14 protein-coding genes are annotated in these 16,347 nt (G+C 65.0%); 2 read left to right on the forward strand and 12 right to left on the reverse strand.

Going from position 1 to position 16,347, the window contains the following annotated elements:
- Positions 1 to 214: 214 nt before the first annotated feature.
- A protein-coding gene (locus tag JHW48_RS11840; RefSeq protein WP_119885604.1) for an IS3 family transposase occupies positions 215 to 1,302 on the forward strand; the annotation gives its coding sequence in 2 pieces (ribosomal slippage) (positions 215 to 476 and positions 476 to 1,302; 1,089 coding nt in all).
- Positions 1,303 to 1,569: 267 nt separating this feature from the next.
- Entirely contained in the window at positions 1,570 to 2,490 is a 921-nt protein-coding gene (locus tag JHW48_RS11845; protein WP_170152247.1) for a LysR family transcriptional regulator, read from the forward strand.
- Here the strand turns inward: JHW48_RS11845 and JHW48_RS11850 are convergent.
- From JHW48_RS11850 to argE, 12 genes are all read right to left on the reverse strand, one after another.
- On the reverse strand, positions 2,444 to 3,826 hold the full coding sequence (locus JHW48_RS11850; protein ID WP_272835603.1) for an MmgE/PrpD family protein: 1,383 nt from the start codon (positions 3,824 to 3,826) through the stop codon (positions 2,444 to 2,446). The two genes, JHW48_RS11845 and JHW48_RS11850, sit on opposite strands and share 47 nt — an antisense overlap.
- A gap of 1 nt (position 3,827) precedes the next feature.
- Positions 3,828 to 4,742 (reverse strand): serine hydrolase domain-containing protein, encoded by a 915-nt coding sequence (locus tag JHW48_RS11855; RefSeq protein WP_119885602.1) that lies wholly within the window; start codon positions 4,740 to 4,742, stop codon positions 3,828 to 3,830.
- Complete coding sequence (locus tag JHW48_RS11860) at positions 4,739 to 5,521, reverse strand: ABC transporter ATP-binding protein (RefSeq protein ID WP_119885601.1); 783 nt, start codon at positions 5,519 to 5,521, stop codon at positions 4,739 to 4,741. Before JHW48_RS11860 ends, JHW48_RS11855 begins: the two co-directional genes overlap by 4 nt.
- Positions 5,521 to 6,384, reverse strand: coding sequence for an ABC transporter ATP-binding protein (locus JHW48_RS11865; RefSeq protein ID WP_119885600.1), 864 nt, complete (start codon positions 6,382 to 6,384; stop codon positions 5,521 to 5,523). The genes JHW48_RS11860 and JHW48_RS11865 overlap by 1 nt, the downstream gene beginning before the upstream one ends.
- A complete protein-coding gene (gene nikC / locus JHW48_RS11870; RefSeq protein ID WP_119885599.1) occupies positions 6,377 to 7,288 on the reverse strand; it encodes a nickel transporter permease in 912 nt (303 codons plus the stop codon). Before nikC ends, JHW48_RS11865 begins: the two co-directional genes overlap by 8 nt.
- A 7-nt stretch (positions 7,289 to 7,295) precedes the next feature.
- On the reverse strand, positions 7,296 to 8,351 hold the full coding sequence (locus JHW48_RS11875; protein WP_119885598.1) for an ABC transporter permease: 1,056 nt from the start codon (positions 8,349 to 8,351) through the stop codon (positions 7,296 to 7,298).
- A 63-nt stretch (positions 8,352 to 8,414) separates the two neighbouring features.
- Positions 8,415 to 10,019, reverse strand: a complete 1,605-nt coding sequence (locus JHW48_RS11880; protein WP_119885597.1) for an ABC transporter substrate-binding protein — start codon at positions 10,017 to 10,019, stop codon at positions 8,415 to 8,417.
- Between the two features lie 32 nt (positions 10,020 to 10,051).
- Positions 10,052 to 11,476 carry a M20 family metallopeptidase gene (locus JHW48_RS11885; protein ID WP_119885596.1) on the reverse strand — a complete coding sequence of 475 codons (1,425 nt, stop codon included), beginning with the start codon at positions 11,474 to 11,476 and terminating at the stop codon, positions 10,052 to 10,054.
- A gap of 9 nt (positions 11,477 to 11,485) precedes the next feature.
- A complete protein-coding gene (locus JHW48_RS11890; protein ID WP_170152246.1) occupies positions 11,486 to 13,270 on the reverse strand; it encodes a S9 family peptidase in 1,785 nt (594 codons plus the stop codon).
- Entirely contained in the window at positions 13,257 to 14,420 is a 1,164-nt protein-coding gene (pip, locus tag JHW48_RS11895) for a prolyl aminopeptidase (RefSeq protein ID WP_119885594.1), read from the reverse strand. The genes JHW48_RS11890 and pip overlap by 14 nt, the downstream gene beginning before the upstream one ends.
- A gap of 93 nt (positions 14,421 to 14,513) precedes the next feature.
- A complete protein-coding gene (locus JHW48_RS11900; protein ID WP_119885593.1) occupies positions 14,514 to 14,840 on the reverse strand; it encodes a hypothetical protein in 327 nt (108 codons plus the stop codon).
- Between the two features lie 311 nt (positions 14,841 to 15,151).
- Complete coding sequence (gene argE / locus JHW48_RS11905; RefSeq protein ID WP_119885592.1) at positions 15,152 to 16,342, reverse strand: acetylornithine deacetylase; 1,191 nt, start codon at positions 16,340 to 16,342, stop codon at positions 15,152 to 15,154.
- Positions 16,343 to 16,347 lie beyond the last annotated feature (5 nt).

Genomic DNA, 16,347 nt, shown 5'->3' on the forward strand with positions numbered 1-16,347 from the left:
AGCGCGACTTCGCGTTCCAGCTCGTCCTGGATCATCTGCTCCAAGGCCGCGGCAACCATCGCAGACTGGGACGCGAACACACCCGCACTCACCTTTTCCGTCAGAAAGCGGTGGTGGCGATCGGTGAAACTCAGCGTCGTCTTGGTAATCCCCCCCGAAAGTAAGGGGCTGCATAAGTAGAATTTTCTCGGCAAGATGAACGAGGAGATTCTTAATGAAGACAAGCAAATACACTGAGGCGCAGATCCTTGCGATCCTGCGTCAGGCCGAAGGCGGGATGCCGGTGGCCGAGCTGTGCCGCGAGCATGGCATGAGCAGCGCGTCGTTCTACAAGTGGCGGGCGAAGTATGGCGGCATGGACGCGTCGTTGATCAGCCAGATGAAGGCCACCGAGGACGAGAACCGGCGGCTGAAGCGGATGTATGCGGACCTCAGCATGCAGGCCGATCTGCTCAAAGAGGCGCTGGGAAAAAAGTGACGCGGCCATCTCAACGCCGCGAGATGGCCGAGAAAGCGGTGGCGCGACACGGGGTCAGCATTGCGCTGGCGTGCCGGGCCTTCGGGGTCAGCGAGACCTGTTATCGCTACAGCCCGAAGCTGAAGGACGAGAACGAGGAGATCGCCGATCTGCTGGTCGGGTTGACCGATGCGCGCAAGACCTGGGGGTTTGGCCTGTGTTTTCTGCACTTGCGCAACGTGAAGGGGCATCCGTGGAACCACAAGCGCGTCTACCGCATCTATTGCGCGCTGGAACTGAACCTACGGATCAAACCCCGCAAGCGGCTGAAGCGGGACAAACCGGAGGCTTTGGCGGTGCCGGACGCGCCCAACATGACCTGGTCGATGGACTTCATGGCCGATCGCCTGGGGGATGGCCGCCAGTTCCGGCTCTTGAACGTGCTGGATGACTTCAACCGGGAGGGCTTGGGCATCGAGGTCGACTTTTCACTGCCCGCCGAGCGCGTCATCCGGAGCCTTGACCGGATCATCGAATGGCGTGGCAAGCCTGGCACTATAAGGGTCGACAACGGCCCGGAATATATCAGCGGCAAGCTGATGGAATGGGCAGAGAAGCGTAAGATCACGATCCAGCACATCCAACCCGGACAGCCGCAGCAGAACGCCTATATCGAGCGCTACAACCGCACCGTCCGGCATGAATGGCTCGACCAATACATCATCGAAACCATCGAGGAGGCCCAAGACTTCGCCACACAATGGCTCTGGACTTACAACAACGACCGCCCGAACATGGGCATCGGCGGCATCACACCCGCCATGAAACTGAAAATGGCCGCGTGAATTCTACGGATGCACCCCGCTAAGAATGGGGGGATTACCAAAAGACTGCGCAGCAGCGCGTCAGCCAAGCAATGTGGGGTTCAGCCGTCGGTTACGCATGATCGGGCTTGGGGTCAGGTCGTCCAAGGGGTCTCTCCTGTTGGATGATCCGGGAGTATCTCTTGGACAATCCGAGGAACTGCAATGGATGATGTATGATTCTATGACGAGCCCGACTTGCGCCTTATTGTCTTATTGTATGCTGCGCCAGGTATCGAAGGAGGAACTGTGGTTAGCACGGAACTATTCGTAGATTTCCTACACCTCGCGCAGAGCCGCAACTTCTCTACCACGTCCCGCGAGCGGGGGATGTCTCAGTCGACCCTGTCGAGACGGATCGCCGCGCTGGAGGCATTCGTTGGAAGTGAGTTGTTCGACCGGACGATCCAGCCCGTCGCGCTGAGCGAGGCGGGTGAGGTGCTTTTGCCCCTGGCTCAGGACATTCTCGAGAAGATGGAGGAAGTCCGCGCGATCGGCCGCCCGAAGCCCCGCCGTATCGAAACGTGCCACCTGATCGCCCTGAGCACCCTGGCGCTGCACTTTTTCCCAAACTGGCTGGCGAGGTACGAGACGACCGAGGCGTGGCAGGTGGACCTGCTGAACACCGAGCCTCTGCTGGCCGCGAACATCCGCAACTTCCTGCGCGGCCAAGCAGAGTTTCTGCTGACATTCGCAGACGACCGGGTGCCGGACCTGCTGGTCTTGCGTCACCACCGTTACATCGTCCTGGGGCACGAGACAGCCGTACCGGTCAGCCGACCGGACGCCGCTGGCGCGCCGCTGTGGTCCCTGGAAGGCGAGGCCGAGATCGCCTATTGCGGCTATACCAAGGGCAGCTTCTTTCAGCAGGCCCTGACGCCCTGCTTCGACCGCGTGGGGAGCCGCTTGCGCAAGGTGCGGGACAACTCGATGGCGGCGGTCATCCACGGCCTTGTCCGGCAGGGGCACGGCATGTGCTGGCTGCCCAGAATCATGGTCGACGACGACCTGAGGTCCGGCGTGCTGGTGCGCGCCGGGGGACCGGATTTCGATCTGCCGACCGAGATCCGGCTCTACCGCTCGCACAACATGAGCCGCTATGCCCACAGCTTGTGGAACGCCGTCAGCAGCGGCCACCAGATCTGCCGAAGATCGGTGCGAATGGCGTAAGATCCGGCGCCGCATCCAGCGTCATCAGCGTATCATACAGCGGCTGCGCCCAAGGCGCATCGGTACAGCAGGCCAGGAACTTGCCGTGCAGTTCCTCGGCCGCGAAGGGCTCGCGCAGATCGCCACGGGCAAACATCCGCTCGGTCGTCAATTCGCGGCCGCCGGTCAGGCGCAGGTGCAGTTGATGGGGCAGCCGGGCATCGGCGGCCGCCGCCTCTTCCGCGGGCGTCCACGAGGTCATCGTGAGGCGTTCCAGCAGCGGGTCGTCCTGCCGCGCCCGGACAGCCGCAGGCGTGAAGTCATCCAGCGCGAGGGCCCCGTTCCGCAGCGCGACCGCGACGCAGTAGTTCATCGAGAAGCGGGCCTGCATCTCATTTTCCGGGCGGGTGTAAGGCAGGTTGAGGCGGTTGGCGGTGCCGACCTTGACTGCTACCGCCTCGACCTCGTCGGCCGCAAAGGTGACTTCGCGGCGCAGGTCCGACAGTGCGTCTACAATGAGGTGCGTCGAGCCGCAACACGGGTGCAGTTTCGGTACGACGCCGTCGGTTTCGATGACGTGGCGGGTCGTTCCCGCGATCTCGGCGCTGTCATAACCGGGCGTACCGGGGCCGCGGAACATATCGGCGAAGCCCTGGGCACCCTCGAAGGCGCGCGGGTGCCCCTCCAGTCCCGCCATGGCAAGCCGTGCGGCCTCGACGGCATTGCGGGCGGCCAGGCCCGCGTGGAACGGCTTGGCCGGGGTGCCGAACTGGCCCTTTGTCCCGCAGGCGAAGCTGCAGGCCAGGGTCAGGGCACGCCGCATCCCCTCGGCATCCGCGCCCAGTAGATGCGCAACGCCCGCAGCCGTGCCGACCGACCCGATGGTCGAGGTGCCATGCCAGCCTGCCGCATAATGTCCCGGGCCCACCCCCGCCCCGACGAAGGCCTGCGCCTGCAGGGCCACCAGATAGGCGTCGATGAGCTCGCGCCCCGAATGCCCACGGCCCCCGGCGGCCAGCAGCGCCGGGACGATGACCGCCGAGGCATGGGACATGCCCGGCATGAAGTTGTCGTCGAAATCCAGCGCATGGGCCGCGGTTCCATTGACCATCGCGGCGGCTGCGGGGTCGGCAGCGCGGCCGTTAACGACCCACGCCTCGCCCGCGGCCGTTGCCGCCTGCGCCACGGCCCGCGTCGCGGCATCCGTCCGGCCCGCATACATGCAGCCGAGCGTGTCGGCGATGGCCGTCTGCGCGAGCTTCCGCGCCTCGAGGCCAGCCGCAAAATAACCGTTGTCATGGCGCGCATGCATCCAGCCGGCGATCTGGCCGGCGATCGTGTCGTGATGTCCCATCATCTCAATCCAGGTGCTGCAGGACGTGGCGCAGCAGCGCGCCGAACTGGAAGCCGGAAACCTCGTGACCCTGATCCGTGTCGACGCGGTGAATGACAATGGCGTTACGCTTGGGCATTACCAGCGCGTAGTGCCCCCCCGCCCCGATGGCCATGTAGCTGCCCTCGGGCAGGATGACATGTGGCAGGCCGCAGCCGTCGCGTTCCAGCCACCACATGTAGCCGTAGGCGCCCCTCGGCCCAGCATCGCTGTTCCGCAGCGTGCAGAGGTCGGTCCAGCCCTCCGGCAGGATCTGCACGCCCTGCCACTGGCCGCCCCGCAGGAACAGCCGGCAGAACCGCAGCAAGTCGCGGCTGGAGAGACGGAAAGGATAGGCGTTGTGGCGGGATTGGCTGAAGCTTTCGGTCCAGGCGTCTGGCTGAGGCCCGTCCGGGCGGAAATCCTGCAGCTCAAGCGGGCCGGCCAGATAGCGGGTGAAGCCTTCGGCAACGCTATGGCCGCTTGCTTGAACGTAGATCGTGCCAAGCGCATTGAAGTCCCAGTTGTTGTAGCACCAGAAGGTGCCTGGCGCATGCGAGTGGCGCTTTTCCTTGATCATGCCCATCCACTCGGTTTCGTAACCGGCGGGGTGGTAGATCCCCGAGCGAGCCGTCAACAGGTCGTAGACCGTCGCCTGCCGCTCCACTGGCGAGAGAGGGTCGTTGTCGTCGATGCCCAGCTTCTCCAGCGTGGCGCCGAGGTCCAGGCGGCCGGCCTCGACCTCGATGCCGATCAGCGCTGCTAAAATGCTCTTGCGGATGGAGTGGCACAGGAAGCGGTGATCCTGGGGGCCAAATTCGCCAATGGTCCGGTCGTTCTGCCAGACGGTCAGCGCGGCTGTGGGTTGCGCTTCGATATGAGGCATCAGGGCGGCGATCATGCGGCGTCTCCTTCCAGGGCAGCGGCGAAGGACGCGCTCGCGTCCAGGAATTCCTTTGTGTAGGGGTGGCTGGCCTGCCCCTTGCGGACAGCATCCGAAGTCAGCTCTTCGATGATCTCGCCGTGCTGCATCATGCCGATGCGCTGGCAGACATGGGCAATCACGGCCATGTCGTGCGAGACAAGCAGATATGTCAGCCCCCGGTCGCGCTGGATCTGGACCAGCAGGTTCAGGATCTCGGCCTGAACCGAGACATCCAGCGCCGAAGTCGGCTCGTCCAGCAAGAGGACCTCGGGCTCCATGATCAGCGCGCGAGCGATCGCCACGCGCTGGCGCTGGCCGCCGGACAGCTCGTGCGGGTAGCGATAGCGGAAGGCCGGGTCCAAGCCGACCTGCACCAGCACCTCGTCGATGCGCTGGCGCTGGCGGTCGAAGCCGTGAATCTGCAAGGGCTCGCGCAGGACCTTGTCCACCATCTTGCGCGGATGCAGCGAGGCATAGGGGTCCTGGAACACCATCTGAACGCGGCGCAGGAAGTCCGCGCCCCGCCGCGCGTTCGGCTGTTCCCGACCATCGAGGACAATGGCGCCCTCGTAGTCGGGGTTCAGCCCGGCGGCAGCACGCAGGACGGTGGACTTGCCGCAGCCGGATTCGCCGATCAGGCCGTAGCACTCGCCGTGGCCGATCTGGAAGTTGACGTCCTTGACGACGTGATGACGGTCGTCTTCCTCACCGAATGAAACGTTGAGGCGGACCGCCTCGAGGATGGGGTTGGGCATCAATGATCCTCCAGCCGGTAGACGGGCCCGTCCAGCCACGCCGGGTCGCGCTGCGGCACGCGCAGCACATCGGTCTGCCGGTCCAGGCGCGGCAGGCTGTCCAGCAGGGCGCGGGTATAGGGGTGACGGGCGCGGCGCAGGTCCTTCGCCGCGATTTCCTCCAGCACGCGGCCGGCGTACATGACCAGGATGCGGTCGCAGAAGCTGGCGACCAGGTTCAGGTCGTGGCTGATCAGGATCAGGCCGGTGCCGCGGGCTTCGACCAGTTCGTCCAAAACCGACAGAACCTGCTTGCGCACGGTGACGTCCAGCGCGGATGTCGGCTCGTCCGCGATGATGATGTCGGGCTCGGGGATCAGCATCATCGCGATCATGATCCGCTGGCCCATGCCGCCCGAGACCTCGTGCGGCAAAAGGCCGAAGACACGTTCGGGATCACGGATGTGGACGGCCTCCAGCATCGCAAGCGCACGTTGGCGGGCAGTCTTTCCATCGACCTGATGGTGGACGCGGTAAGCCTCGACGATCTGCTCGCCCACCCGCATCAGCGGGTTCAGCGAGAACTTGGGATCCTGCAGGATCATCGAGATCTTGCGGCCCCGGATCTGCCGCATCCGTTTCTCGCTGGCCGCCAGCAGGTCCTCACTGCGAAAGCGCAGTTTCGAGGCTGTCACCGTGGCAGAGCGCGGCGTCAGCTTTAGAAGCGCCCGCCCGGTCTGGGACTTTCCCGAGCCAGATTCGCCCACGATGCCCAACTTCTCGCGCCCCACCGCGAACGAGACGCCGCGCACGGCGTCGCGCCCCGTGCGGTTGCCTGCGAAGCGGATGCGCAGGTCTTCGACTTCCAGAAGCGGCTCAGTCATGGCGGGGGTCCAGTACGTCGCGAAGCCCGTCGCCGGCGAGGTTGACGGCAAGGCTGGTCAGAAGGATGGCGATGCCGGGCACGGCGGCGACCCACCAGGCGTTCATCATGAACTCGCGCCCGGATGACAGCATCGCCCCCCATTCAGGGCTGGGGGGCTGCGCACCCAGACCCAGAAAGCCAAGGCCCGCCGCGGTCAGGATGACGATGGCCATGTTCAGCGTCACGCGCACGACGACAGAGGGCAGGCACATCGGGATCACGTCCGACAGGATGATCCGCGTGTGCGAGGCGCCCTGCATCCGCATGGCGGCGACATAGTCGGATTTGCGGATCGTCAGCGTCTCGGCTCGCGCGAGGCGCGCGATGGGCGGCCAGGCAGAAAGGGACAGCGCGATTACCGCGTTCTCGATCCCAGGTCCCAGGGCGGTGACGAAAGCCAGCGCCAGGATCAGCGAGGGGAAGGCCAGGAAGACATCGACGATGCGCATCAGGATCAGGTCGATCCAGCCGCCGAAATATCCCGCCAGCGTGCCGACCAGCAGCCCGACCGGGGCGACGATGGCCGCCGTCAGCACTGCGATGTACAGCGTGATGCGCGTGCCGTGGATGATCCGGGACAGGATGTCCCGGCCCAGCTCATCCGTGCCGAACCAATGCGCGGCCGAGGGTGGCTGCAGGCGGTTGGCAAGCGATTGCTGGAACGGGTTGTAGGGCGAGATGACTGGCGCCAGCAGGGCGACGATCACCAGGATCAGCAGGAAGATAGCGCCCGCCAGGGCGGATCGGTTGGCTGCGAAGCGGCGGCAGCTCAGCACGAATTGCTGGGCCCGCGCTTGCGCGGCCGACGCCGGCACAGGCGCCTGAAGCCAGCCGCGCATGCCAGATGAAAGGGTCTGGGTCATCGCAATCCTACCGGGTTCTGGGATCGAGGACGCGGTAGAGTACGTCGCAGATCAGGTTGATGGTCACGAAGATCAGGCCAATGATCAGCGTGCAGCCGACAACAGCGTTCATGTCGCCCGCCAAAAGCGCGCTGGTCAGGTAGCGGCCGAATCCCGGCCAGGCGAAGACGGTCTCGGTCAGGACAGCGCCCTCCAGCAGGAAGGCATAGGACAGCGCGACGACGGTCAGTACCTGTACCGCGATGTTGCGGAAGGCGTGGCGCCAGACGGTGCGCCGCCATGACAGGCCTTTGACGCGGGCGGTGATGACGTATTCCTGCGTCAGCTGCGCGGCCATGAAGCTGCGCGTCATGCGGCTGATATAGGTCATTGCCCCAAAGGCCAGGATCGAGGCCGGCAGCACGATATGGGATACCGCGTTGCGGAAGGCCGCCCAGTTGCCGGCCATCGCGGTGTCGATCAGCAGAAGCCCGGTGCGCTGCTCGAAGCCGTATTCGTGGATAAAGCCGATCCGTCCCGGTCCCGACACCCAGCCCAGGCCGGCATAGAAGACCATCAGCCCCATCAGGCCAAGCCAGAAATTGGGGGCGGAATAGCCGATCAGGCAGACCGTGCGCACGAGATGGTCGATCCAGGTATTGGCATACATGGCCGACAGGACGCCAAGCGGCACGCCAAGGCCGGTGCCGATGATCATGGCGACGGTCGCCAGCTCGATCGTTGCGGGAAAGACGCGGGCGATATCCTCGATCACGGGACGCCCCGAGGTCAGGGAATTGCCCAGATCCAGCGTGACCGCGTCGCGCAGGTAGTTCAGGAACTGGATGATCAGGGGCTGGTCCAGCCCCAGCTCGCGGTAGACGCGGTCATAGGCGGCCTGCGGGGCGTTCTCGCCCACGATCTTGATGACCGGGTCCAACGGCAGCATCCGCCCGATGAAGAATGTCAGGGCCACGAGGCCCAGAAGCGTCACGCCCACCGACCCGATAGTGCGAATGCCGCCGCGAAGCTGACGCTTGCGCCGGGATGTGAAAAACCCGCCTTGCGCTGCTGCTGCCCGCATGGTCCTGCCTCCTTTCCTGTCTGGGGTGGCCCGCCGGCGGGGCGCCGGCGGGCCGGGCGGGGCTTACTTCGTCACCTGGTTGTAAAAGGCTTTGAAGCCATGGGCATTCCAGCCCTGCAGTTCGGCACGATGCGCGACATTCTGGGTCGTCTGGAACATGAAGACCTGGGGGCCTTCCTGCATCTGGTCCAGCTGAAGCTGGTGATACATCTCCTCGCGCGTGTCCGCGTCGGGCTCAAGCAGGGCGTCCATGACGCGCTGGTTGTACTCTTCCGAGAAATAGGCCGAGCGCCAGCTGGGATACTGAGTCAGCTGCGCCTCGGCGGCGTTGTCCGGGTTGTAGATCTGGCGCGAGGCCATGCCATGTGCGTCCCCGACTGAAGTCTGCCAGCTCATCACCCCCATTTCGAATTCGCGGCCCCGGATGCGCGAGAAAAGCTGCGCGTTCGCCATCCGCTCGACCGAGACATTCAGTCCGGCCGCTGCCGCGTTCTCTTGAAAATGCTGGCCGATGGGCATCGAATACGGGTGGGTGCCGAGGATCAACGAGATGCTCGTGCCCTCTTCCACGCCGGCTTCGGCAAGCAACTCACGCGCGCGCTCGATGTCCAGCGAGAAGGGGCGGCCTTCCTCTTCGGTCAGTGCGCCGAACGCGCCAAGCTGCACCGGGCTCTGCCGGATTACTCCGATGTTGCGCAGGAACGAATTGCCCATCGCCTCATAGTCCAGCAGGTAGCGCAGGGCCAGGCGCGCCCGAGGGTCGGTGAAGGGACCGAACTCGTTGTTCAGCGCCAGGTAGGTCAGCTGGGGCTTCATAGTCGTGACGACCTCGATGTTGTCCATCGCCGAGACATCTGCGATGTCCTCGGGTGTCAGGTCGCGGGCGATGTCGATGTCGCCGCTGGTCAGCATCAGGCGCTGCGTTCCCGCCTCGGCAACATGGCGCACGAGGATGGTCTGCATGCCGGGTGCCTCGCCCCAGTAGTCGTCGTTGCGCTCCAGGATGACGACTTCGCCGGGGTTCCAGCGCTCCAGCCGATAGGGGCCGACGCATTCGGTGTGCGTGGCCAGGTACTGGTTGCCCAGATCGTCATTGACCTCGTTCTCGAGGATCGTGTCGCGGTCCAGCATGATCGCCACCGGATAGGCGGCGATGGCCTGCAGCAGCAGCGAGGTCGGATAGGGCTGGTCGAACTGCATCACCAGCGTGCGGTCGTCAGGCGCGGTGATCCGCTCGGCCGCATTCTCGGCAGAGAATCCGTATTCGGTCAGCGCTGCTGCCGCGCCGAGCCCGATGTTGAGAACGCGGTGCAGCGACCACATCATCTCTTGCGCGGTGGCGGGATTGCCCGAGGGGAATGTGAGCCCCTCGCGGATAGTGAAGGTGATGGTAGTGCCGTCCTCGGAGACCTCATAGCTTTCGGCAAGGCCGGGGACGACGTTCGTCTCGTCTTCGGGGTCGTACTCCATCAGCCGGTCGCAGGCGTTGACCAGCAACTCGACCGTCACCACCTCGCCCACTTGGGCAGGATCGAAGGTCGAGATGGCGTCGATGTTCCATGCCATCACCATCACGTTCGGCGGGGTCTGCGCCGCCGCGGCAAGCGGCATCGCGGTGGCCCCGGCAAGGGCCAGCGCGGATGTCAGCATCTTGGTTCTGCGTTTCATTTCTCTCTCCTGTTGGTCGTTTTTCTTGTTCTTCAGGCCGCTTCGGGGCGGGGCTGAATGGGGGGGCTGACCTCGGCCGGGATCGGGCAGGTGTAGGGTGCCTCAGCCAGCCTTGCGTCCAGATCGGCGCGCGCGCGCGTCAGAAGGTCAGGATCGGTCAGGCAGTCCTGCGCCGTGGCGGCCATGACCTTAGCAACCCAGGTCATCGCCTTGTGGGCCTGCGGGGTCTTTCCCTGCGCCGTGACCTGCCAGCTGTGACCCGGCGTGCCGATGGCCAGCGTCGCCGCATGCGCCTGGACCGTTGGTACGATCCAGCTGACATCGCCCACATCGGTCGAGCCGATCATCGGCTCGCGCTTGGTGTCGCGCGGGACGATGAAGTCGCACAGCGGTGTCTCTGCTGCGGCCAACCCGACGCCGCGATAGGCGCTGGAGATGTCGCCGGCAGACAGCGTCGCCTGAATCTTGGCGGCGAAAGCGCGGTCGGTATCATCGAATTCCGGCGGACCGAGCCGTTCGAAATTGGCCTGCATCGCCTCTTCCAGCGGCGTGTTCGCCAGCAGGTTAGACACCGCGCTCATGATCGACATCGAAACCTTGGTATCGGTCATCATCGCCGCGCCCTCGGCAATGCGCTTCACGCGCTCGTTCAGCTCGAACATGCCGGGCAGGTCGGGCGAGCGGATGGCAAAGCGCAGCTTGGCCTTGGCCTGCACGACGTTCGGCGCCACGCCGCCAGCATCGAGGAACGAGTAATGGATGCGGCTTTCCTGCGGCACGTGTTCACGCAGGTACTGCACGCCCGTACACATCAGTTGCGCCGCATCCAGTGCCGAGCGGCCCAGATGCGGCGCGGCGGCGGCATGGCTGGCGCGGCCAGTGAATTCGAAGTCCATCCGGGTGTTGGCAAGCGACAACGCCGGCGCAACCTCGTTGAAGCAATGGGGGTGCCACGTGATTGCGGCGGCAACGCCATCGAAGGCACCCTCGCGCGCCATGAAGGACTTGGCAGCGCCCCCTTCCTCGGCAGGGCAGCCGTAGTAGCGCACCCGGCCGGGGGTGCCCGTTTCCTCAAGCCAGTCCTTCAGCGCGCATGCCGCCAGCAACGCGGCCGACCCCAGAAGGTTGTGCCCGCAGCCATGCCCCTGCCCGTTGCCCGGCAGCGGGCGAGGCTCGGCCACCCCGGCCTCTTGGCTGAGGCCCGGCAGGGCGTCGTATTCACCGAGGAAGGCAATGATCGGCCCGCCCTCGCCGGCTTCGCCGATCACGGCCGTGGGGATGCCGGCGACGTTCTCGGTGATCCGGAAGCCCTTTTCCTTCAGCATCGCGACATGCTCGGCGACCGAGGCATATTCCGTGTAGCAGATTTCTGGCATGCCCCAGACCCGGTCGGACAGCCCGATGAGGTCAGGTGCGTGCCTGTCCACGCTGCTCCAGATGTCGGCTTCGTTCTTCATGCTCGCTCCTCAAAGTTCCTGTGCGATGAATTCGGCCAGCGTCCCGAAGACGCGCCGGATGTTGTCGATGCGCTTGAAGCCATGCCCCTCGTGCGAGATCCGCAGAAAGTCGCAGCGCCTGCCCAGCCCGAACATCAGCGAGTTGATGATCTCGCTCTCGCAGGGGGGCACGCGGGGGTCGCGGTCGGCGTGGACCATCAGCAGCGGCGCGCGGACCCGGTCGATCCGGTTCACCGGAGAGATGCGGGCCAGCATCTCGGCGTCAGTCGCGGGATCGCCGTACTCGGCAACCCGGATCTGGCGCGCCCAAGGCCCGGTCGCCAGAAGATGCGTCGCAAAATTGCCAATCCCGTAGAAGTTGACCCCGCAGCGCCACAGATCGGGCGTCTCGGCCAGCGCAGCCATGACCATGTAGCCGCCGTACGAGCGCCCGAAGACGCAGGTGCGCGCACCGTCCACGGTACCGTCAGCAACCAGATAGGCCCGCAGCGCCGTCAGATCGACAAGGCTGTTCAGCCGCTTCTCCCGGTCGTCGAGCCCGTGATAGCGCCGCCCGTAGCCCGTCGAGCCGCGCACGTTCGGTGCGACGACCATGATCCCCTGCCGGACCAGCCATTGCACGTCGGCCCGCCATTCCGGACGCCACTGCATCTCGGGGCCGCCGTGGATGATGAAGACGGCGGGCCAGCCGGAGGGCGGTGCCTCGCCCTTCGGGCGATAGAGGAAAAAGGGCACGCGCAGCCCATCGAAGCTGTTGAAGGCGCTGAGTTCGGCCTCTACCTCGCCCGGCAGCGGCTCGGCGCCATGCCGCTTCACCGCGGTGTCGCCCGACAAGGGCAGCTCCCATATGGCCGAGGGGTTGGCCGCGCCTGCGACGGCGCAGAGGGCGACGTTGCCGCCCGCAGGCACCGTCAGGCCGGTGACCACCCCGTCAAGCGGCACCGCCAGCGGGCGACTTTCTCCCGTGGTAAGGTTCACCCGCGCAAGCCGGCAGAAACCATCCTCATTGATGGTGACGACCGCGCTGTCCTGATCCGGCTCCCGCGCAAATGCGTCGAGATCGCAGCCCTCCGCGCGAAAGACGCAACCGGTGCTGGCGCCATGCTGGTCAAAGCCCCACAACGCCATACGGTCGCCCTCGAAATCGCAAAGCGCAAGACCGCCACCGGCTTTCAGCATTCGCGCCGCCGCAAACTTCACCCGGCGGTCAGCGTCGAGGACCGGGCTGCGCCGTCCCGTGGCGATCTCGACCAGTTCAAGCTTCTGGTCGCTGGCGGCACCCAGAGTACGGCGCACGAGCAGGCTTGCGCCGTCCGGCGCAAAACTCAGAACCTCTTGATGGCCAGCCGCCTCTGCGACCGCCTGCACGGCACCCGTTGCCAGCTCCATCACCCGCAGATCCAACTGGTCCTTCTGCCGGTCGTTCGCGGTGAAGGCGATTTGCTGCCCATCCGGCGAAAAGGCGCCCCACATATGTACAGTCATCGGGTCCGCCGTCAGCGCCCGGATGGCACCAGTCTCCGGCTGCAGCAGATACAGCTGCCAGCGTTCGTCCCCGCCGCAATCCGCCGTAAACAGGATCTGGGTGCCGATCGGGCTCCAAGCAAAGCTGTTGACGGGCTCGGGATGATCCGTCAGCTGCCTCGCCTCGCCATCTTCGATGATCCAGAGTTGCGGCATCCCACTGCGGTCGTCGATGAACGCCACCGCATCACCGGTGGGAGAGCATGCTGGAGCACGCGCCGAGGGAATTTCGACCAGCGGCAGGATGGAACTTGGATCAATTTGGGCCAACGGCGTGGGTCCTTTCGAGCAGCCGCTGCGTCGCCGCCCGCTGCGCGGCGAGCATGGCGGGTGAGCTGGCATGATTGGCAAGCGTGACGATCTCGAACCTCGCCTCGGGCCACGCTTTGTGCAGATCCCAAGCTGAGGTCATGGGCGTCACCATGTCGTAGCGCCCCTGCAGGATCTCGGCCGGAATGTGGCGGATACGGTCGATGCCCGCCAGCAGCGCGCCTTCAGGCAGGAAGAAACGGTTCATGCAGTAATGGGTGAACAACCGCGCCACCGGCAGGTACCGGGCCGGACTGCTCAGAAGATGCGCGACATGCGCTTCGTCGGGTTCCAGCGTCTGCGTCCGAGCCGAGAAGTTCCGCAGCGCCCATGCCGCCGATTCCTGCACTGCCAAATCTGCCGAGATCAAACGGTGGTAGAAAGCCGTCAGCAGGTCGCCCCGTTCATCGGCCGGGACGTGGCTGGCAAAGTGCTCCCACTCATCGGGAAAGACCGAGGCGATGCCGTGGAACCACCAGCGGACCTCTTCCGGCCGGCCGAGGAAGATCCCGTGCAGGCGCAGCGCCAGGACCCGTTCGGGATGCGCTTGGGCGTAGGCAAGCGCAAGGCAGCTTCCCCAGGAGCCCCCGGCGACCATCCAGCTGTCGAAGCCGAAGTGCGTGCGAATTCGCTCCAGATCCTCGATCAATAGCGCGGTGGTGTTGCCGTCCAGCTCCGCGCTTGGCGTCGAGCGGCCTGCGCCACGTTGGTCGAACAGCACGAGGTCGTGGCGGGATAGATCGAAGCTGTTCAAGCAGGCATATGACAGGCCCGCTCCGGGTCCGCCGTGCAGAAAGACCGTCGGGAGGGCGCCGGCAGTCCCGTGCCGCTCGAGGTGAAGCTCATGCCTGGAGTGAACTGCCAAGCGCTCCTCAGAGCGTTGCGTGCCACAGACAGTGCCCGGTTGATGAAAGGCGTCTACCATGCGGGAAGGGTATTCAGCCGGACATTCCGGTAGCAAATGCGAAATTCGCATGACCAATCCGTTAAACGGATCGGTCGTGGTCCCCTTGGGCCATTCGCCTGCAGTTGCAGGGGCAACCACGCTGGCGGCCAGACGGAATGCCCGGGCGTGCGTCTGTACTCCGCGCCGGTTTTTCAGGCAAGGCATCAGGAATCGTGCAGAATATGAAGATTCCGCTCGAGGCACTGGTGCAGGTCGCGTCTACAAGCAAAAGCTCAACGCGACCTGCAGAGCATCTTGTCAGAAGCTGCGAGTCAGGGTCAGCTTGACGTTGCGCCCCGGCGCGGAGCCGGTCACCCAGGTCGCGGGGACGTAGTCGCGGTTCGTCACGTTGTCGATGCCGAGACTGACGTCGAGCACCGCATCATCCGGCAACGCCTCGCGCAACGCCGCCTCGGCGGCCGCGTCAGCGAGGCCATGTCCGCGTCTTAACTGCGCGATCAGCAGCGCCCGATCGAGCGGCGCCAGGCACAGGTGGGTCACGCCGGGCACCTCTCCTCCCTGCAGCTGCGGTGGCAAGACGCCCAAATCTGGCACCGGCAGGATCAGCGCGCCGCTACGTCCCATCGCGTCTTCCACGAGGTGTCACGTCTCGCTGGAAATCAACACTCAGCACTCAGTACGGAAAGAGCATCAGCTACCAAGTAAAAGTGACATAAATCCGTTTACTGGTATATTAATACCGATGTGGTGGGCTCGTGGGACGGGCATCAGTAGGCGCGCGCATAGGGCTGCATTGCAGGCGCCAGACGTTCATCTTGTCTCGGCCGCAGCGCAATTGATCACTGGGGCGACACCTACGCCTACTCGTAACGGCCGTTTGGTTCAGATGCGGAGCTGAAATGTGGGTGAAAGGTGCGCAACGGGCCAGCACGTTGCTACGGGTAATTGTGCTCCCGCCACAGATCCGCATCCTGCTCCAGCGTACCCGTGATCAGGGCAAGCAAGTCTTGGCAGCGGACCAGCTGCTCTTGGGCGACGAACTCGTCCGGGCGGTGCCCTTGGGCCATATGGCCGGGGCCACAAACCAGCGTCGGCGCATTGAAGGCCTGTGCGAACAGGCCGGCCTCGGTGCCGAAAGCCACCTTGATCGGCGGCTCGTCCTGGCCGAGCAGCTTCTGCAGAAAGGCAGTGGCGGGACTGGTGTCAGGGGTGTCGAGGCCGGGATAACCCGTGACTTCCTGCACCTCGATCCACACCTCGGGAAAAAGCTTGCGATGGGGGGCTGCAACCGCCTCGGCGTCCATGCGGATCGCCTGCAGGATCGCGTCGGGATCGTCCGCCGCGACATTGCGCAGCTCCAGCTCCATGTCGCAGCGCTTTGGAACGATGTTCAGCGCCGTTCCGCCATGCATCGTGCCGACATGGATCGTCGAATACGGAATGTCGTAGGCAGGGTCCCGAGCCCCTTCGGCCCGCAGCGCGTCCTGACGCGCCTGCATCCGGCCGATGAACGCCGCGCCCAGATGCAGGGCATTCAGGGCGGTCGGCGCCAAGGCTGAATGCGCCTCCTGGCCGTGGCAGCTGGCGGTGAGCGCCCGCTTGCCCTTGTGGCCGGATGCGATCCGCATTCCGGTTGGCTCTCCGATCAGGCACAGGGCGGGACGTTCCGGATGCGCGCGGCGCGCCTCCAGCATGGACCGCACCCCGACGCAGCCGATTTCCTCGTCGTAGGATATGGCAAGATGCAAAGGACGCTTCAGCGGGCGTTCGGCCGCGCGCAACATGGCGTGAATAGCCACCGCAAGAAAGCCCTTCATGTCGGCCGCCCCACGCCCGTAGAGCAGACCGTCCCGTTCGTGCAGCGTGAAGGGATCGGTCGTCCATTGCTGCCCCTCAGTCGGAACGACGTCGCTATGGCCCGACAGCACCACGCCTCCGGCAATGGCTGGGCCGGTGCTGGCCCACAGGTTCGCGCAGGTGCCGCTTTGGTCGGGATAGCGGGTCAGGCGCACACCCACCGGACGCAGCAGTCCCTCGACATAGTCCAGCAAGGCCAGGTTGGACTGCCGCGAGATCGTCGGAAATGCGATCAGACGTTCGAGGATCTTGAGGATTTCAGCCGTCATCGGTG

The organism is Paracoccus aestuarii (assembly GCF_028553885.1).
GTDB lineage: Bacteria > Pseudomonadota > Alphaproteobacteria > Rhodobacterales > Rhodobacteraceae > Paracoccus > Paracoccus aestuarii.